Annotated in this window: 15 protein-coding genes; 11 read left to right on the forward strand and 4 right to left on the reverse strand. The window is 66.1% G+C overall.

The annotated features are described in order from the left end of the window. Nucleotides 1-81 precede the first annotated feature (81 nt). Together QMF22_RS05655 and QMF22_RS05660 are read left to right on the forward strand one after the other, a co-directional pair. Nucleotides 82-948 carry a MurR/RpiR family transcriptional regulator gene (locus QMF22_RS05655; RefSeq protein ID WP_283451249.1) on the forward strand — a complete coding sequence of 289 codons (867 nt, stop codon included), beginning with the start codon at nt 82-84 and terminating at the stop codon, nt 946-948. Between the two features lie 22 nt (nt 949-970). Next, nucleotides 971-2140 (forward strand): exo-beta-N-acetylmuramidase NamZ family protein, encoded by a 1170-nt coding sequence (locus QMF22_RS05660; protein ID WP_283451250.1) that lies wholly within the window; start codon nt 971-973, stop codon nt 2138-2140. 11 nt (nt 2141-2151) lie between these two features. Here the strand turns inward: QMF22_RS05660 and QMF22_RS05665 are convergent, their stop codons facing one another. From QMF22_RS05665 to QMF22_RS05675, 3 genes are read right to left on the reverse strand one after another with little or no spacing between them, the layout of a single operon-like run. Then, the gene (locus tag QMF22_RS05665; RefSeq protein WP_283451251.1) at nt 2152-2526 is read right to left on the reverse strand and encodes a rhodanese-like domain-containing protein; all 375 of its coding nucleotides are present in this window, start codon (nt 2524-2526) and stop codon (nt 2152-2154) included. Then, nucleotides 2519-3130 carry a bifunctional 4-hydroxy-2-oxoglutarate aldolase/2-dehydro-3-deoxy-phosphogluconate aldolase gene (locus tag QMF22_RS05670; RefSeq protein ID WP_283451252.1) on the reverse strand — a complete coding sequence of 204 codons (612 nt, stop codon included), beginning with the start codon at nt 3128-3130 and terminating at the stop codon, nt 2519-2521. Before QMF22_RS05670 ends, QMF22_RS05665 begins: the two co-directional genes overlap by 8 nt. A 19-nt stretch (nt 3131-3149) precedes the next feature. After that, complete coding sequence (locus QMF22_RS05675) at nt 3150-4031, reverse strand: sugar kinase (RefSeq protein ID WP_283451253.1); 882 nt, start codon at nt 4029-4031, stop codon at nt 3150-3152. 281 nt (nt 4032-4312) lie between these two features. Between QMF22_RS05675 and QMF22_RS05680 the strand changes: the two genes are divergently transcribed. The 9 genes from QMF22_RS05680 to QMF22_RS05720 all read left to right on the forward strand — a co-directional run bounded on the left by QMF22_RS05680 (nt 4313) and on the right by QMF22_RS05720 (nt 14417). Next, nucleotides 4313-5458 carry an alanine racemase gene (locus QMF22_RS05680; protein WP_283451254.1) on the forward strand — a complete coding sequence of 382 codons (1146 nt, stop codon included), beginning with the start codon at nt 4313-4315 and terminating at the stop codon, nt 5456-5458. A 153-nt stretch (nt 5459-5611) separates the two neighbouring features. Continuing rightward, nucleotides 5612-6868 (forward strand): ABC transporter substrate-binding protein, encoded by a 1257-nt coding sequence (locus QMF22_RS05685; RefSeq protein WP_283451255.1) that lies wholly within the window; start codon nt 5612-5614, stop codon nt 6866-6868. Nucleotides 6869-6955: 87 nt separating this feature from the next. Next, nucleotides 6956-7879 (forward strand): carbohydrate ABC transporter permease, encoded by a 924-nt coding sequence (locus QMF22_RS05690; RefSeq protein ID WP_283451257.1) that lies wholly within the window; start codon nt 6956-6958, stop codon nt 7877-7879. Then, nucleotides 7876-8712 carry a carbohydrate ABC transporter permease gene (locus QMF22_RS05695; RefSeq protein ID WP_283451259.1) on the forward strand — a complete coding sequence of 279 codons (837 nt, stop codon included), beginning with the start codon at nt 7876-7878 and terminating at the stop codon, nt 8710-8712. The genes QMF22_RS05690 and QMF22_RS05695 overlap by 4 nt, the downstream gene beginning before the upstream one ends. Nucleotides 8713-8717: 5 nt before the next feature. Further along, on the forward strand, nt 8718-9893 hold the full coding sequence (locus QMF22_RS05700; RefSeq protein ID WP_283451261.1) for an ABC transporter ATP-binding protein: 1176 nt from the start codon (nt 8718-8720) through the stop codon (nt 9891-9893). A 1-nt stretch (nt 9894) separates the two neighbouring features. Next, entirely contained in the window at nt 9895-11472 is a 1578-nt protein-coding gene (locus QMF22_RS05705) for an N-acyl-D-amino-acid deacylase family protein (protein WP_283451263.1), read from the forward strand. A 60-nt stretch (nt 11473-11532) separates the two neighbouring features. Further along, a complete protein-coding gene (locus QMF22_RS05710) occupies nt 11533-12264 on the forward strand; it encodes an IclR family transcriptional regulator (protein WP_283451264.1) in 732 nt (243 codons plus the stop codon). 52 nt (nt 12265-12316) lie between these two features. Continuing rightward, nucleotides 12317-12703, forward strand: a complete 387-nt coding sequence (locus tag QMF22_RS05715; RefSeq protein ID WP_283451265.1) for a RidA family protein — start codon at nt 12317-12319, stop codon at nt 12701-12703. Nucleotides 12704-13289: 586 nt separating this feature from the next. Further along, complete coding sequence (locus QMF22_RS05720; RefSeq protein ID WP_283451267.1) at nt 13290-14417, forward strand: ROK family transcriptional regulator; 1128 nt, start codon at nt 13290-13292, stop codon at nt 14415-14417. A gap of 34 nt (nt 14418-14451) precedes the next feature. On the opposite strand, the gene QMF22_RS05725 is transcribed toward QMF22_RS05720, so the two are convergent. Further along, complete coding sequence (locus QMF22_RS05725; RefSeq protein ID WP_283451268.1) at nt 14452-16257, reverse strand: family 20 glycosylhydrolase; 1806 nt, start codon at nt 16255-16257, stop codon at nt 14452-14454. Nucleotides 16258-16362: the final 105 nt, after the last annotated feature.

Here is a 16362-nt window from a genome sequence, read left to right on the forward strand (position 1 = left end):
GTAAATTATTTACAGTATTGAAATATTCCGTGCCAAGATGGAGCAACAAATCCGCTGTATCCGCGAGAAAGCGAAGCGCGCATGTCTTCAAACACCCTGACGGCGATGCACCAACGATTGGCCGAGCTGACTCCCACCGAGCAGCGGATCGCCGCGCACGTCCTGGACGATCCGAGCGCGGTGGTCGGGGCTTCCATCACCCAGGTCGCCGCAGTGTGCGAGGTCTCCGTGGCCTCCCTGGCCCGTTTCGCCCGCACGCTGGGGTTTGCGGGCTATGCGGAGTTTCGCCTGGCCATCGCCGTCGATGTCGACCGCGCGACGGCCGGGCGTGAGCGCTTTCAGGTGGGTGACGGCGAGGTCGGGCCCCTCGATGACGCCGAGACGACCGTGCGCAAGATCGCGTTTCAGGAGTCGTCGGCCATCGATCAGACCGCGCGTGACATCGATCTCGTGGCCCTCGACACCCTCGCCGAGCGCATTTCGGGCGCTCGCCGCATCGACATCTACGGCTTCGGGTCCAGTGCGCTTTCCGGCATGGACCTGCAGCAGAAACTTCACCGCATCGGCCTCTTCGCCCAGTGCTGGAGTGACCACCACATCGCGCTCACCAGTGCTGCGCTGCTCACTGAAGCGGATGTCGCGATCGGCATCTCGCACTCCGGCCGCACGCTCGAGCTTCTGCAGACGATGGATGTCGCAGCCGGCACTGGGGCCATGACCGCCGCGATCTCAAACGCCCCGAACGCGCCGCTGGCCACCCGGGTTGATCTTCTGCTCGCGACCTCGGCCAGCGACACCCCGTTCCGGGCCGGCGCAATGTCGAGCCGCATGGCGCAGTTGGCGGTGATCGACTTTTTGCTCGTGCGCATTGCGCAACGCAACTACGACAGTACGTCTACCAAACTCGAGCTCACCTACCGGGCCGTGCAGGGCCATCGCGTCAACTGACCACACGAACGAAAGGCCACCAGTGCATAACGGCATCGACAGGCTCATCGCCGGAACGCCCGCGCCACTCGTGGCCCGACTGAAGTCCGCACGGCTCGGCTACCTGACCAACGACCTCGCCATCACAGCGGATGCCCGCCGCGCGCGCGACGCCATCGTGGCCAGCGGATTCCCTGTGGAGCGGTTCTTCGGCCCTGAGCATGGGTTGAGCGGTCGCGCGAGCGAGGGAGCCGTCGTGACGAGCGGGCGTGACCCGGCCACGGGCATCCCGGTCGTGAGTCTTTACGGCGATCGGGTGCGTCCGACACCCGCCGATCTCGACGGCCTCGATATCGTGCTGGTCGACCTGCCCGACGTCGGCAGTCGTTTTTACACCTACATCTGGACGCTCAGCCACCTGCTCGAGGCCTGCGCCGAGGCGAACGTCGCGGTCGTGATCGCCGACCGGCCGAACCCGCTCGGCGGCTCTCTGGCGCAGTCCGAGGGCCCCATGCTCGATGAGGACTGCCACTCGCTCGTCGGCCGGTGGTCGATGCCGATCCGCCATTCCCTCACCATCGGTGAGGCGGCACGCCACTGGGTGCGCGCGCGTGGCATCGCCGTCGACCTCGAGGTCGTGTCCGTCGAGGGCTGGGACCGTGCGGAACCGACCTGGGCGATGGATCGACCGTGGATGCCGCCGTCGCTGAACATGCCCTCCGCCGCGACCGCTCTGCTCTACCCGGGAACCTGTCTTGCTGAGGGCGTCAACCTGGCGGAAGGACGCAGTACGGCCGTGCCGTTCCGGGTGATCGGCGCGCCCTGGCTCGACGGAGCGGCCCTGGCCGACCGCATGGCGCAACTCGACCTTGCCGGGGTGAGCGCACTCGAATACGGTTTCACCCCGTGGGTGCGGGACTGGGCCGGCGAGGCGTGTACGGGCATCATCCTGCACGTGACCGATGCGCAGGCATTCCGCCCGGTGCACACCGGGGTGCGCCTGCTCGCCGCGGTCGAGGAGATCCACCCGGGAATGCTGTCGGAGCGCACCCACCTGTCCCTGCCGGGTGAGAGTACGGCGACACCGCTGGAGAAGCTGTTCGGCCACCGCGGAGCGTTCGACGAAATCACCGCGGGGGCGTGGAATGACCGCGCCGCCTTCGAGGTGCCACACTGGGCCGACGCGGTGCGGCAGGATCTGCTCTACGGCTGAGCCCCGCGCAGCTAGAGCGCCACGCCCGCCGCCCCGACCAGCGGGTCCACCGGCGGATGGATGATGCCGGTGGCCGTTTCGACGGCGAGCCCTGAACGGTACCAGTACTCGAACCCACCGATCATTTCCCGCACCGAATGGCCCTGCGCGATGAGCGCAGCGGCCGCTTGGGTGGCGCCGTTACAGCCCGGACCCCAGCCGTAGACGACCACGGTTCGCCCGGCCGGAATGGCATCCTGCAGCCGAATTGCGCCCAGGGCATGCCCGTGGTCCCACGATGCCTGCATGCGCGTGTCCACGAGAACGTATTCTCCCGAGTCCAGCCCGGCGGCGGCATCGAGCACGTCCACCTCGTAGGCGAGCTTGGCCGTCAGGTAATCAAGCATGGGCGATGGCAGCGAGCAGCTCCAGCTGGGCCGGGTCGCCCAGGGCCGAGCCCACGGCCACGGTGCGCACGCCGTTGGCGAGAAAGAGTGAGGCGTTCGAGGCGTCCATGCCGCCGGTCGCCACGAATTTGGCCTGCGGAAACGGACCGGCCATTGCGGTGAACCAGGTCGGCCCGAGCAGGCTGGCCGGAAAGGCCTTGAGCCAGGTCAGGCCGGACGCGAGGGCGGCCTGCACCTCCGAAGCGGTGGCCACGCCCGGCAGGGGTGGCATGCCGGCATCGAACGAGGCGCGTACAATGAGCGGGTCGTAGCCGGGGCTCACCGTGAAGGCGGCCCCAGCTTCGTGGGCCTGGCGTACGTGTTCGAGAGTCACGACGGTTCCGGCCCCGACCGATTTGCCGCGGTCTGCCCCGGCCGCCACGACCGCACGAAGCGCGTCGATGTCGCGGCTGGACTGAATCGGCAGCTCGACGCAGTCGATGCCGAGATCCCAGGCCTTCTGTGCCAGCTCCAGGCTGCGCTCAACGCCGAAGCCGCGGAGGATGGCCATCAATGGCTGGCCGTCGAGCAGGGGGCTGAGCGAGTCATTCGATAGTGCGGTCATGTGTGCCTCTCAAAAGCGGTCAGTGGATGTGCAGAAAGTCACTCGTCGATTGCAAAACCAGCACGGCACGGTCATGCCCGGCCTGCAGGCGCTCGGCGCTGCCCTGGCCCTGCAAGAAGGAATGCAGGTACCCGGCGGCGAAGGCGTCACCGGCCCCGACCGCCTCGACGACGGCCGTCGGAGTAGCCGGAACGAACACGGTTCCCGCGGGGGAGTACTCGGTCGCGCCGACGTCACCGTCTTTCACGATCAGGTATGGCACGTGGGGCAGCTTCGTTCGAACGTCGTCGGGGGTGCGCGTGTCCCAGAGGGTGTGAGCCTCATCGAGGCCGACGAAAACAATGTCGGCGCCGCTGGCCGAGCGCGCGAGCGCGGGAGCGGCCTCGGCCACGCTCCACAGGGCGCCGCGATAGTTCACGTCGAAGCTCAGCAGTGTTGGCGCGGCGGCAACCCGAGCGATGACGGCCGCGACCAGCTCGGCACAGCTCGCCGACAGTGCCTCGGTGATGCCAGACATGTGCACGAGTCGGGCAGTTTCGAGGGGAACCTCAGCGACAGTCACAGCATTCATCAGTGACGCCGCAGAGCCAGCGCGAAAGTACTGCACGCCGTTGCCGGGGTCTTTGAAATATGCGCCGGTGGGCGCTGAGGCGACCCGGCGCACCCAGCCGGTATCGACCTGGCGTTCGCGCAGAAGCCGTTCTACCCGGCGGCCGAGGGCGTCGTCGCCGAGCTGGCTCACCCACGCGCTGGGCGTGCCCAGACTGCACAGGTGTGACGCCACGTTCGACTCGGCACCGCCGACATCGAGGCGAAACGCGTTCGCAGTCTCCAGCGGCTCGGCCTCAACGGGCGTGACGAGCACCATGGTCTCGCCAATGGTGATCACGGTCTGGCTCATGGCTCCATAGTCGACTATCTGAGCGTATATTGCAACACTGTTGCAAATGCTGCAACATGCTCGCAAGTTGGCGACGCTTCTGATTAGATAATCGATAACAGAAATTGCAACTGCGTGTGCACGTCATGCAACAACTCGATCGGTAAGGTGCAGAAATCAGAGTAGACAACCACCAGCTATCGCCCCGCGACAAGGGCCTCCCGGCTCGCGCGGCCGGCCTCACCGTTGAGCAGTTCCTGGCCACGCGCCCGACGCTGTCCGAATTCTGGACCCCGCTCCTCGTGCTCAGCGACGACGCCCTCGCCCACAACCTCGGCGTCATGGCCGACTGGACTTCGCGCCACGGTTTCTCTCTCATGCCCCACGGCAAGACCACCATGGCACCCGACCTCTGGCAGCGCCAGCTCGACACCGGCTCCTTCGGCATCACCCTCGCCACGGCTGGCCAAGTACGCGTGGCCCGCGACTTCGGCTTCGACTCGATCATGCTCGCCAACGCCCTGACGGATGCCCGCGCCTTACGCTTCGTAGCCGCCCAGCTCGCCGACCCGAGTTTCTCGTTCAGCTGCTGGGCAGACTCCGTCGACACCGTCGAGGTCATGGAGCGCGCGCTCGACGGCGTTGAACTCGCCCGACCGATCAATGTCTGCGTAGAGCTCGGCTCCGAGGGCGGGCGCACGGGCGCGCGCACGCTGGCCGATGCGCGGGGCGTAGCTGAACGCATCCGTCGGTCGTCCGTGCTGCGTCTGGCCGGCGTCGCGGGTTACGAGGGCTGCCTCGCGCACGACCGCAGCGCGCAGGGACTCGCCGCCGTACGCGACTATCTCGAAGCGATGCTCGAACTGCACACGAGCCTGGCCGACGAGTACGACGACGAGGAGGTCATTCTCACGGCCGGTGGCAGCGCCTTCTTCGACCTCGTTGATGAGGTCTTCGATCCCATTGACAACCCCGTGCCGAACACGCGTTACGTGCTGCGCTCCGGTGCCTATCTCACCCACGATGACGGCTTCTATCGGGGGATATCCCCCCTGGATGCGTCGCGGCTGGGCGACGCCGACCCGGCGCACGTGCTGCGACCGGCCATGCGGGGCCTCGCTCGGGTGGTGTCGCGCCCGGAACCGCAGCTCGCCCTGCTCGACGCTGGCAAGCGCGACTTTCCCTACGACGAGGGGCTTCCCGTACCCCAGGCGCGCGCGATCGACCTCGGAGCGGCCGCAACGTCGCTGACCGGGGCCTCGGTCAGCGCGATGAATGACCAGCACAGTTTTCTGCGGCTGGCCCCGGCGCAGGAGCTCGCTATCGGCTCGGTGGTGGCGCTCGGGCTGTCGCACCCGTGCACCGCATTCGACAAATGGCGTTGCATCCCCGTCGTGCAGAACTGGGAGTCCGACCTCGTGGTCGGTCTGCTGCGCACCTACTTCTAAAAAGTGTGCAATATACGCACAAGAGCGTGCAAATGTTACAAACCCGCAACATGCCGCTCTTCCGCCCGACTCCGGGCTGAATAATACTGAGTTCACAGCATCTGCAACATGCGTTGCAATATATGCACACGCACTACTGCATTAGGAGGAAACATGAAAGTTCAAAAGACAGTCCCAGTCGCCGTCATAGCGGTCGCCGCACTCGCACTCTCGGGCTGTGCGGGCGGCACGGACGACGCCGCCGACACGGCCGCGGCTGCCGGCGCATTGTCCGTGGCCACCTGGCAGTTTTTGGAGCCCACCCGCGGTGACGCTCTGTTCGACACGATCAACGCCTACACGGCCGAGAACCCCGACGTGACGCTCGAAAGGGTCGAGATCGCTCGCGCCGACTACGAAAAGACCCTCAGCACGCAGTTCGGCGCCGGCGCCGGCCCCGACGTGTTCGTCATCCCCGACGCCTACTTCCCTCAGCTGGCCGATGCCGGCCTGCTCGAACCGCTCGACGATGTCGTCAGCGAAGCAACCGATTTGCGCAACATCAACGACAACTACGCCGTCGATGGCAGCCAGCTCGGCCTGGTCTGGGAGGTCGTTCCCTACTCCCTGTTCTGGAACACCGACATCCTCGCCGCTGCCGGTATCGAAGCGCCCACCACCGTCGACGAACTGATCACCGCTGCGGCCACGATCACCGAAACCACCGGCAAGACCGGCTTCTCGGTTCGCCACCAGATGAACGAGGAGACCCCGTGGTGGACCGACCAATCCAACTGGGAATTCGGCTACGGCGGCGAGTGGTCAGACGGTGAGAAGCTCACCATCGACTCGGACGAGAACATCGAAGCGGTCGAGGCGTTCAAGTCGGTCTACGACTCCCCGGGCTTCGGTAAAGGCCAGGACGCCTCCACCTACCGCTCGGCGTTCGCAGCCGGCGAACTGGGAATGGCCATCGACAACTCCTCGGCCGTCATGACCCTGGTCGGCGACGCGGTTCCGGCCGACAAGATCGGTTCGGCCGTTCTGCCCTTTCCCGAGGGCGGCTCGGCGTACGCCGGCTTCTCCATCGGTGTCAACGCCAACTCCAAGAACAAGGAAGCGGCCAAAGACTTCATCAAGTGGATGCTCACCGACGACGCCCAGCAGGGCCTCGCCGACACTCTCTTCCCGTCGGCCATCGCCACCGAGGTTGCCGCGTCCGACGAACTGCTGAGCGCCAACCCCTGGGTTGCCGCGTTCCACGAGCAGGTCAACGACGCCAGCAGCGTCATCATCGCCGGATTCGAGGCTGACACCTCGGCCATTCGCACGATCGTGCTCACGCAGATCGAACGCGTGCTCACCGAGGGTATTTCCGCCAAGGAAGCGCTCGGCGCAGCCCAGAAACAGGCTGAAGCCCTCACCCAGTAAGACCCGCCACAGCCTGCACGGGTGCGGTGGCCACTGGCCGCCGTACCCGTGCAGGGCCGCTCTCCGCCCGACTTTTCGAGGAGTCGCATGGTCTCCGTAATGCCCCAGGCGCGGCCCGCTCGTACGAAGAAACGCGTACGCTCGGCGCCCTATATCTTCATCGGCCTCGCCGTGCTCTACCTGCTCTTCTTCACGGCGTTTCCGCTGCTGACCGGGGTGAACCTCAGCTTCACCGACAGCAAACTGCTCAACCCCTCGGCCGGTACCTACGTGGGCTTCGACAACTACAGCGCTCTCATCACGAGCGGTGCCTTCCTGAAGAGCGTCTCCACGACGCTCATCTACACGGCGGCGACCGTGATCGGCTGCCTCGTTCTCGGCACGGCCTCCGCGCTCGTCATCAACGGGTTTCTGCCCGGCCGCGCGATCGCCCGCACCATCATGGTGCTGCCCTGGGCGGTACCGACCGTTGCCCTCGCACTGGTCTTTCGCTGGATCTACAACGACACCAACGGCATCGCCGGCGACGTCAGTCAGGGGCTCGGCCTCGGCCAGGTCGGCTGGCTCATCGATCCCAATTACGGCATGCTCGCCGTGGTCATCGCCACGGTCTGGAAGCTCGCACCCTTTGTCATGCTCATCGTGCTGGCTGCCTTGCAATCCGTTCCCGAGGAACTCTACGAAGCCACCCGGGTCGACGGGGCGGATGCCTTCACCACCTTCAAGCAGGTCGTCCTGCCGCAGATTGCGCCCACCATGCGCGTCGTCGCCCTGCTCATGACGATCTGGTCGTTTCGTCGCTTTGAGATCATCTGGCTGCTCACCGGAGGAGGCCCGGTCGACGCGACGACGACGATCGTCATCAACGTGTACCGCCAGGCCTTCAACAACGGAAACCTGGGACTGGCCGCGGCGGCCGGCGTGCTGGGACTGCTGCTCTCGCTCATCGTCACCGTCGTCTACTTCTTCGTCGAACAACGCGCGACCAAAGCGAACGGGATCGAATCATGATCGGCAGGCGCAATCTCAGCATCGGGGTGCGCACACTGCTCGCCCTCGCGCTCGTCATCCTCGCGGGCTTCCCCGTATTCTGGATGATCAACACGGCCATGACGCCGGTCGGTGATCTCTACGCCAACAACCAGCGCATCGTCCCCGACTTCAGCCGAACACTGAACATCTTCCAGGTGCTCGTGAGCGACTCGCCCTTTCTCCGCTGGCTCGGCAACTCCGCCCTGGTGGCTGGGGGCACCACAATGCTCAGCCTGCTGCTGGCCTGCTTGGCCGCCTACGCGCTCTCCCGGTACAAGTTCGTCGGCAAGGGCCTGATGACCTTCGGTTTCTTCGCCACCCAGATGCTGCCAGAGGCCCTGCTCATCGTTCCCCTCTACTCCATGTTCATGACCCTCGGGCTGCTCAACGAGCTCTACGGGCTCGTGCTCGTGAACACGGCCTTCGCCATGCCGGTCGCGGTGTTCCTGCTGAAATCGGCGATGGACACGGTGCCCTACGAGATCGAAGAATCCGCGCGGGTCGACGGCTGCAACGCCCTCACAATTTTGCAGGTCATGTTCATCCCGCTGATCGCGCCCTCCCTCGCGGCGGCAGCCGTCATCACCTTCTTCGACGGCTGGAATGAATACCTGTTCGCGACCACCTTCATTCACGACACCGCGAATTGGGTCGCCTCCACCGGGCTCGCGTCCTTCATCGGCGAATTCACCACCCCGCTCGACATGGTCTTCAGCGGCGCGATCGTCTTCACGATTCCCGCAGCCATTTTCTTCCTTCTTATGCAACGCAAGATCGTCGCCGGCCTCACCGCCGGCTCTGTGAAAGGCTGACCCCGATGGCATCGCTCACATTTGACGCCCTGTCCAAGAGCTATGGCGCCAACACCGTCATCAGCGACTTCAGCGCCACGGTCGACGACAAAGAATTCCTGGTCCTGCTCGGCCCATCGGGCTGCGGTAAATCCACCATGCTGCGCATGGTGGCCGGGCTCACCGACATCAGCTCCGGCACCCTGAAGTTCGGCGACGACGTCGTGAACACGCTCACGCCGAAGCAGCGCAATATTGCGTTCGTGTTCCAGTCCTACGCCCTGTACCCGCACATGACCGTGCGGGCCAACATCGCGTTTCCGCTCATCATGGACAACTTTCGTTGGTGGTACCATCTGCCATTCGTGGGTGCGGTGATGCGGTCCCGGCTGCTGAAACGCCCCGACATCAAAGCCAAGATCGAGCGCACCGCCGAGATGCTCGAGCTCACCGACTACCTCCAGCGCCGCCCGAAAGCACTCTCCGGCGGCCAACGTCAGCGGGTGGCCGTGGCCCGCTCGATCATTCGCGAACCCGCGATCTACCTCTTTGACGAACCGCTGTCGAACCTCGACGCCAAGCTGCGCATGCAGATGCGCGCCGAAATTTCGGCCCTGCACGCCCGCGTGCAGAAAACCTTCGTCTACGTCACCCACGACCAGGTCGAAGCGATGACCATGGGCACCCGCATCATCGTCATGAACGAGGGCGTCGTGCAGCAGTACGGCACCCCCGCCGAGATCTACAGCGCTCCCGCCAACGAATTCGTCGCGCGGTTCATCGGATCCCCGCCGATGAACATCTTCGCGGCGACGGTGCGCGACGGACTGCTCTATGTCGGCGACGTCCCGGTGCAGAATTCCGGCGGCTGGGCGGCATCCGTTGTGGCGTTGGGGTTGCAGACGGTGTCGCTGGGGGTGCGGGCCGAGAAGATCGGGCTCGATTCGCCAGGCGGCGACCTGCTTTCGATCGAGGCGCACACCCTCGTGGTGGAACACCTCGGTGCCGAAACCATCGTTGGCGTCAAGACCGGGCAGGTCGGCGCCACTGTCGACGTGGGGGTCGGCGCCAGCCGCGGCCTGCACTACGCCCGTATCGCCGGTGAGGAGCAGTTCACGACCAATAGCGGATGCCGCATCACCTTCGCCAGCGACGCCGTTCACCTGTTTGACCCCGAGACCGGCAAGCGACTGGAGCACTGACATGACCCGCACGGTGCTGCGCAACGGCACGATCGTCGACGGCAGCGCGACGGAGCCATACCGCGGCGACCTCGCGATGCGCGGCGACCGCATCGAAGCCGTCGGTGAGATTTCGGCCGAGCCCGGAGACAGGGATGTGGACTGCACGGGCCGGCTTGTGCTGCCCGGTTTCGTCGACGCACACTCGCACGGCGAGGGCCAGGTCTTCGATCCAGCGGTGCAGCTCGCGCTGCTGCGCCAGGGCGTGACGACCATCATCGGCGGCCAGGACGGCGTTTCCTACGCCCCCGGCGACGGAGCCTACGCGTCGGAGTATTTCGCCGCGATCAACGGCGAACATCCAACCTATTCAGGGTCGACCGTTGCGCAACTGCTCGCCACCTACGATCACACCACCCGGCTGAACGTGGCCTACCTCGTGCCGGCGGGAACCGTGCGCCACGAAGTGATGGCACGCAGCACCGAGCCCGCCACCCCTGAGCAGCTGGGCCGCATGCGCGACCTGGTCACCGAGGGGCTGCGTGACGGCGCTATCGGCCTGTCCAGCGGGCTCGACTACGTGCCGGGGATTTACTCGGACACGGCCGAACTGGCTGCCCTGTGCGAGCCGGTCGCGCACGTCGGCGCGGTGTATGTCACCCACATGCGTGGCGGCTACGAGGCCAATTCGGCCGCCGGAGTCGACGAGATCGCCGCGATCAGCCGGCACTCGGGGGTGCGCACCCACATTTCGCACTTTCACGCCGAAGCCGACACCCTCCTTCCCCTGCTTGGCCGCTTGCGGGGCGCCGGCATCGACACCACTTTTGACGCCTACCCCTATACCCGCGGATGCACGCTGCTGGCCATGCCGCTGCTGCCACCGGAACTGGCAATTCGCCCGGTGCACGAGATTCTGCTCGAGCTCGCCAGCCCCCAAGCGCGATCGGCGCTCCGCTGCCAGTGGTTCCCGCAGATCGACCAGAAGCCGAGCCTCGGACCGGACTGGCCCACCATGATCACCCTCGGCCACATTCGGGCGCCCGAGTACGCCTGGGCGCACGGCCTCACCATCGCCGAGGGAGCCGAGCGGGCCGAGGTTGACGTGATCGACTTCGCGCTCGACCTGCTGCTGGCCTCTCGGCTTGAAGTGAACGCCATCATGGCGGTGCGCTACGCCCGTCCGGTCGAGGAGCTGGGGCGCATCCTCTCGCACGAGCTGCACATCGGCGGGTCGGACGGCATCTTTGTGGGTGCGCACCCGCATCCGCGAGCCCACGGAACCTTTGCCCGCTACCTGCGCGAATTCGTGCGTGAACACGGTTTTTACACCTGGCCGGCGGCCGTGGCGCACCTCGCCACCCGGCCGGTCGACACCTTCGAACTCGGTGCGCGCGGGCGGCTGGCGCCCGGGCAGATCGCCGACATCATTGTCGTCGACGGTGCCGCGGTGGCCGATCGGTCCACCTACGAAGTTCCGCTCGCACTGGCCACCGGTATCGACGATGTCTTCGTCGCGGGCCGGCCGGTGCTCCGCGACGGCCAGCTCACCGCCGAATTGGCCGGTCGGGGATTACGACGGGTCCCGATAGGGCGATAACGTCGCAGTGTTGCAGTATTTGCATCAACCGGTTCGGTCCTCAGACGAGAAAGTAGTCACATGTCGAAAAGCGTTCGTCGCGCCGCGCTCATCATCGACTCCATCGCGGAGGGTCCGAAGACGGTCGTGGAACTGTCGCAAATGTTCGAGCTGCACCGCTCCACGATGTTCCGCGAGCTGCAGTCCCTCGAAGAGGTGGGCTACGTGCACCGACGCAAGTCGGGCCAGTACACCCTGGGCCTGCACCTCATCTCGCTCTCCAAACTGGCCTTCGACAATCTCGACCTGAGAGAGGCAGCGCACGATCATATTCGCCGCCTGCACAAGGTGGTCGGCAATACCGTGCACCTGGCCGCGCTCATGGAGAGCAGCATCGTCTACGTCGACAAGGTCGAAGACCCCAACGGTGTGCGCATGTACTCTCGCATCGGCAAAGCCGTGCTGCCCTACTGCAGCGGCGTCGGCAAGGCCATCCTGGCCGATCTCGACGAGGGCGGCCGCAACGCGGTGCTGGCCGGGTCGACCTGGGAGAAATTCACCGAGCACACCATCACCTCTCGAGACGCGCTCGATCGCGAGCTCGAGATCATCAAGAAGCAGCGGTGGGCGGCCGATGACCGCGAGTTCGAGGACTTCGTCAACTGCGTTGCCGTCCCCATCCACTCATCGATGGGTGTCGTCGGCGCCCTGTCGGTGACCGCTATTCGCATGGTGCAGAACCTGCCCCAGCTCAAAACTCACCTGCCCTTGATGCAACAGACTGCCGAGCTCATTTCTCGCGAGCTCGGATGATCACGGGTGTCGCGCTGCTGTTCTGGCGCGCGCCCACCACGAAAGGAACACCATGACGAAAATCGCCATTCGAACCGCCAACGCTCCCCAGCCGGCCGGCCCCTACAGCCAGGGCATCGTGGCCAACGGGTTCTTCTACAGTGCCGGTTTTGGCCCGCAGAACCCCGAGACCGGCGAGAAGGCAGCCACGGTCGGCGAGCAGACCCGCCAGGTGCTGCGCAATATCTCCGCTGTGCTCGCCGAGCGCGGACTCACCCTCGACGACTCCGTCAAGGTCACCGCGCACCTGCAGCACCTCAACGAGGACTTCGCCGAGTTCAACGAGGCCTACAAGGAGTTCTTCTCCGCGCCGTTCCCCGTGCGCACCACGGTCGGCTCCCAATTGGCCAACATCCTGGTCGAGATCGACGTCGTGGCGGTGCTCCCGGCCGGCGAGTAGCCGCCCGGGGCTGTCCGCGGCTGCTCGCCCGCCGCTGCCCGCCCGTACGTTTTGCCGGTAAAACTCAGACACGGCGAGCACCAGGCACGGCGTGTCGCGAAATTTACCGGCATAGCGTGCGTGGCAGCCGCGTCCGGGCCCAATTTCGGCCGCGCCGAGCCCCCATCACAGGGCCCCTCTGTACGAAACTGCGGAGATTCGCTCGAAAGTGCCTGAATATCGCAGATTTCAGCCGAAAGGAGTCGGGGCATCCGCGTTAATGAACGCAAGGCAATTTTCTAGGCGAACCTGCCCAGGTGCGAGGGCCCGTTGACCGCCACCGTGCGAGCCGACCCAGCCTGGAAGGGCAAGTGAGGCGCTAATAACGCCGTCAGCACGAGGGGCGGGAGAGGACGCCAGCGACTCTTCTCGGGGGCAGACTGCACTGGAGACTGACGGAATCGACTCAGGCCACGAGTATGCTCTGGCGTGCACGGTGGAGCACACGGTAAGGTTTCGTTAGTTGACCTAACAAAACTTGCCCCGCTGTTCCCCACGCCCCAGGATTGGCCAGATGGATTCCCCGGTGCCCCCCCGAAGCCGCCCCGTGACACCCCTGATGGGTCCCGTCGCTGGCAAGAAGTTCCTGCCTGAACACACCCGCCGCCACAATCGTGCGCTCGTGCTGCAAACCCTGTATCGCGGCGCCCAGTTGAGTCGGGCCGACATCGCGCGGGCCACCGGGCTCACCCGGGTGACCGTGTCTGATCTCATCGGCGAACTCATCGACGACACTCTCGTGCGCGAGCTGGGCCGGAGAGAGGATGCCCGACCCGGCAAACCGGCGACCGTGCTCGACATCAACGCGGCCGCGTTCACTATTATCGGCATCGACCTCAGCCAGCCGGCGCTGTTTCGGGGCGCCCTGCTTGACCTCAACGGAGAGATCCTGCGCCGTGCCGAGACCCGCTCGCCGGATGCCCGCGGTGTGGTGGCCGTCGACGCCGTGCTCGACCTCATCGCCGAACTGGCCGAGCGCAGCCCATCACCGCTGCTCGGCATTGGCATCGGCTCGCCCGGCATCATCAACGAGCGCGGCGTCGTTCTTCAGGCCACCAACCTCGGCTGGACCAACGAAGACCTCGCCGACACGGTATCGCGCCGGTTCGGGGTAGTCGCCGTGGTCATGAACGACGCTGACGCGGCCGCGATCGCCGAACGGGCCTGGGGCGATGCCGCCGCGGACGTCATCGTGGTGCGGGTGGGCCGCGGCCTCGGCGCCGGCGTCATCGTCAACGGACAGCTCGTGCGCGGCAGCCGGTTCGCGGCCGGCGAGATCGGGCATGTCGTGGTCGGCACCGACGGCGGTGCACTGTGCACGTGCGGCAAAACCGGATGCCTGGAAACGTGGCTGTCGGTCCCGGCTATCCGAGGCCAGTTGAATCGGGCCGGGAGCGACGAGGTGACGAATGCCGTGCGGGAAGCCGCCGGGGTTCGCCTCGGCATCGCCCTGGCGCCGGTCGTCGGAATGCTCAACGTGAGCGAGATCGTGCTGAGCGGACCCCCCGACGTGCTCACCGACCGGATGCTCACAGTCACCGAGCAGACCATCGCCGCCCGCACCATGGCGGTCGATGGCGCGCAGGTCCCTGTGCGCCTGAGCGACCTCGGCGACGACGGCGTGCTGCGCGGCGTCGCCGCGCAGGTTCTGACCAGCCAGCTCGGCATCAGCTAACCCGAGGCCGGCCGGACCCGCCGCCCGACCTTAGTCAGCAGGCCGTGCGGGCCACGAGCGCCAGGCGCATACGAGCCAGGCGATCGACGCTGTCCGCGAGGCCGCCGGGCTGCGCACGCAGCAGCCAGGTCTGTCGGTGCTCCTCGATCAGGGCGTCGAAGCGGTGCAGCAGAACGCGGGCATCCGCGGCGGGCACCGAGTCGATGCCACCGGGGCGTAGCCGGAGAATATCCGCCCCGAACCGGGCGAAGCGAATGGCGTGCCGGGTTTCGCGCACGATCGTGTCGCCGTCCAGGGCTGCCGGGTCGGCGCCGTCGAGATCGTTGAGCCCCTGGGCCAGGATGGCGTCGGCACGTTCGATGCCGGCCGCGCTGGGCCAGGAATCGGCGGCGAGCCGGCCGCCCTGGTGCAGCACCGTAAAGAGCTGGCTCGCATTGAGCAGCGGGGCGTCGAGGGCGCGGGTGGCCCGCCCGATGTCGACGAGCACCCGTCCGGTGATGCCGCTGGGGTCCAGAACGACGTGCCGGTTGAGCACGTCGGCAAGGTCGAGGTCTCTGTTGCCAGCCAGATTCCAGCTCACGGCGCCGCCGAACAGCAGCGGGGCGAACGAGATTGCCGGCGGGTCGTACGAGCCATTGTCACCCCAGGACGTGTTGATGTACCCGGTGGCGTGAAATTCGAGGCCGATCTCGGCAGCGTCGATCATGTTGGCCACACCGTTGTCGATGCGACCCGTGAAGGACTGCCAGGCGCTCGTGCCGGGAGCTACCCAAAAGTTTTCCTCGGCCTCGGTGAGCACAACGGCCCGACCCCGAAAACCGCTCTGCAGCGAGGTTACGTCGAGGTCACTGCCGGCCCAGAGCTCGCGTTGGGCGTCGGTGGCGCGTTCGACCACCGCACGGGTGAGCTCGGCTGAATCGTACTGCCAGACCACGGGGATGGCGCCGGCGGGCACCTGCCCCATCAGTTCGGGGTGGTTGCCGAAGACATCCGCCCAGAACTCCACCTCGTAGCCCTGCTCGGTCCAATGCCGCAGCACCCGGGAGACGTAGTCGAAGTAGACCGGCCCTCGACCGCGCTCGCTCACCTCGGCTGCGCTCACGCCGAGGCCCAGCTCCCACGGTTCGTCCGCTCCCACGTTGACGCGCTGGGAGCGAAACAGCGGTAGTAGCTCGGTGAGCAGCTCGTTGACGAACTCGGCGTTCTCGGCTGTGGGCGCCAGCGTGCTGGAGGCGCGATGTGCGCCCATCCGCTCGAAGCCCTCGATATTCTCGGCGCGGTGGGCGTATGGCGCATGCTTCAGCCACCGTTCCATGTGCCCGAGGGTGTTTTGATTGGGCACGAGGGCAATGCCGCGATGGGCGCACTGGTCGTCGATCCACCGCACGTCGTCAATGGTGAGAGCGGATGCCTCAGCCCAGACGGATCCGTGCTCGGCGTAGGCGAAGGTGTGCTCGGTGTACAGCTCGAGCTGGTTGACACGGGCGAGATCGAGCAACTCGATCAGGCGCAGCAGGGTGCGCCGAGTCAGTACCCGGTCGCGGCTGATGTCGAGCATAAAGCCGCGCACGGCGAAGTCGGGCCAGTCCTCGACGACGACGCCGACGGTGGCGAAGTCGCGGTTGGCGCGTAACTGATCGAGCGCCTGCTGAGCGTAGCGCAGCCCAGCGGCGTCGGCGTGCCGCAGAACAATTCCGGCGGGGGAGGTCTGCAGGCGAAACCCGTCGGCAGGCAGGGTGGCGTCTATCTCCGCCCGCACCGCGGCGCTGGTGCCGGGCCCAGCGCCCGGGGTCTCGTCGATGCTGCGTGGGCGGGGAAAGAGCGAGAAAGTGAGCGACACGGGGTCCAATCGGTGGAGGAACGCGGGCACCGGCATCCGGCTAGCGGATGACGAACGGTGCTCGAACAGGGCGGACGAGGTTTGTATGGAAAGCGTACTAAACCG

This window comes from Cryobacterium sp. PH31-L1, assembly GCF_030063145.1.
In the GTDB taxonomy this organism is placed as follows: domain Bacteria; phylum Actinomycetota; class Actinomycetes; order Actinomycetales; family Microbacteriaceae; genus Cryobacterium.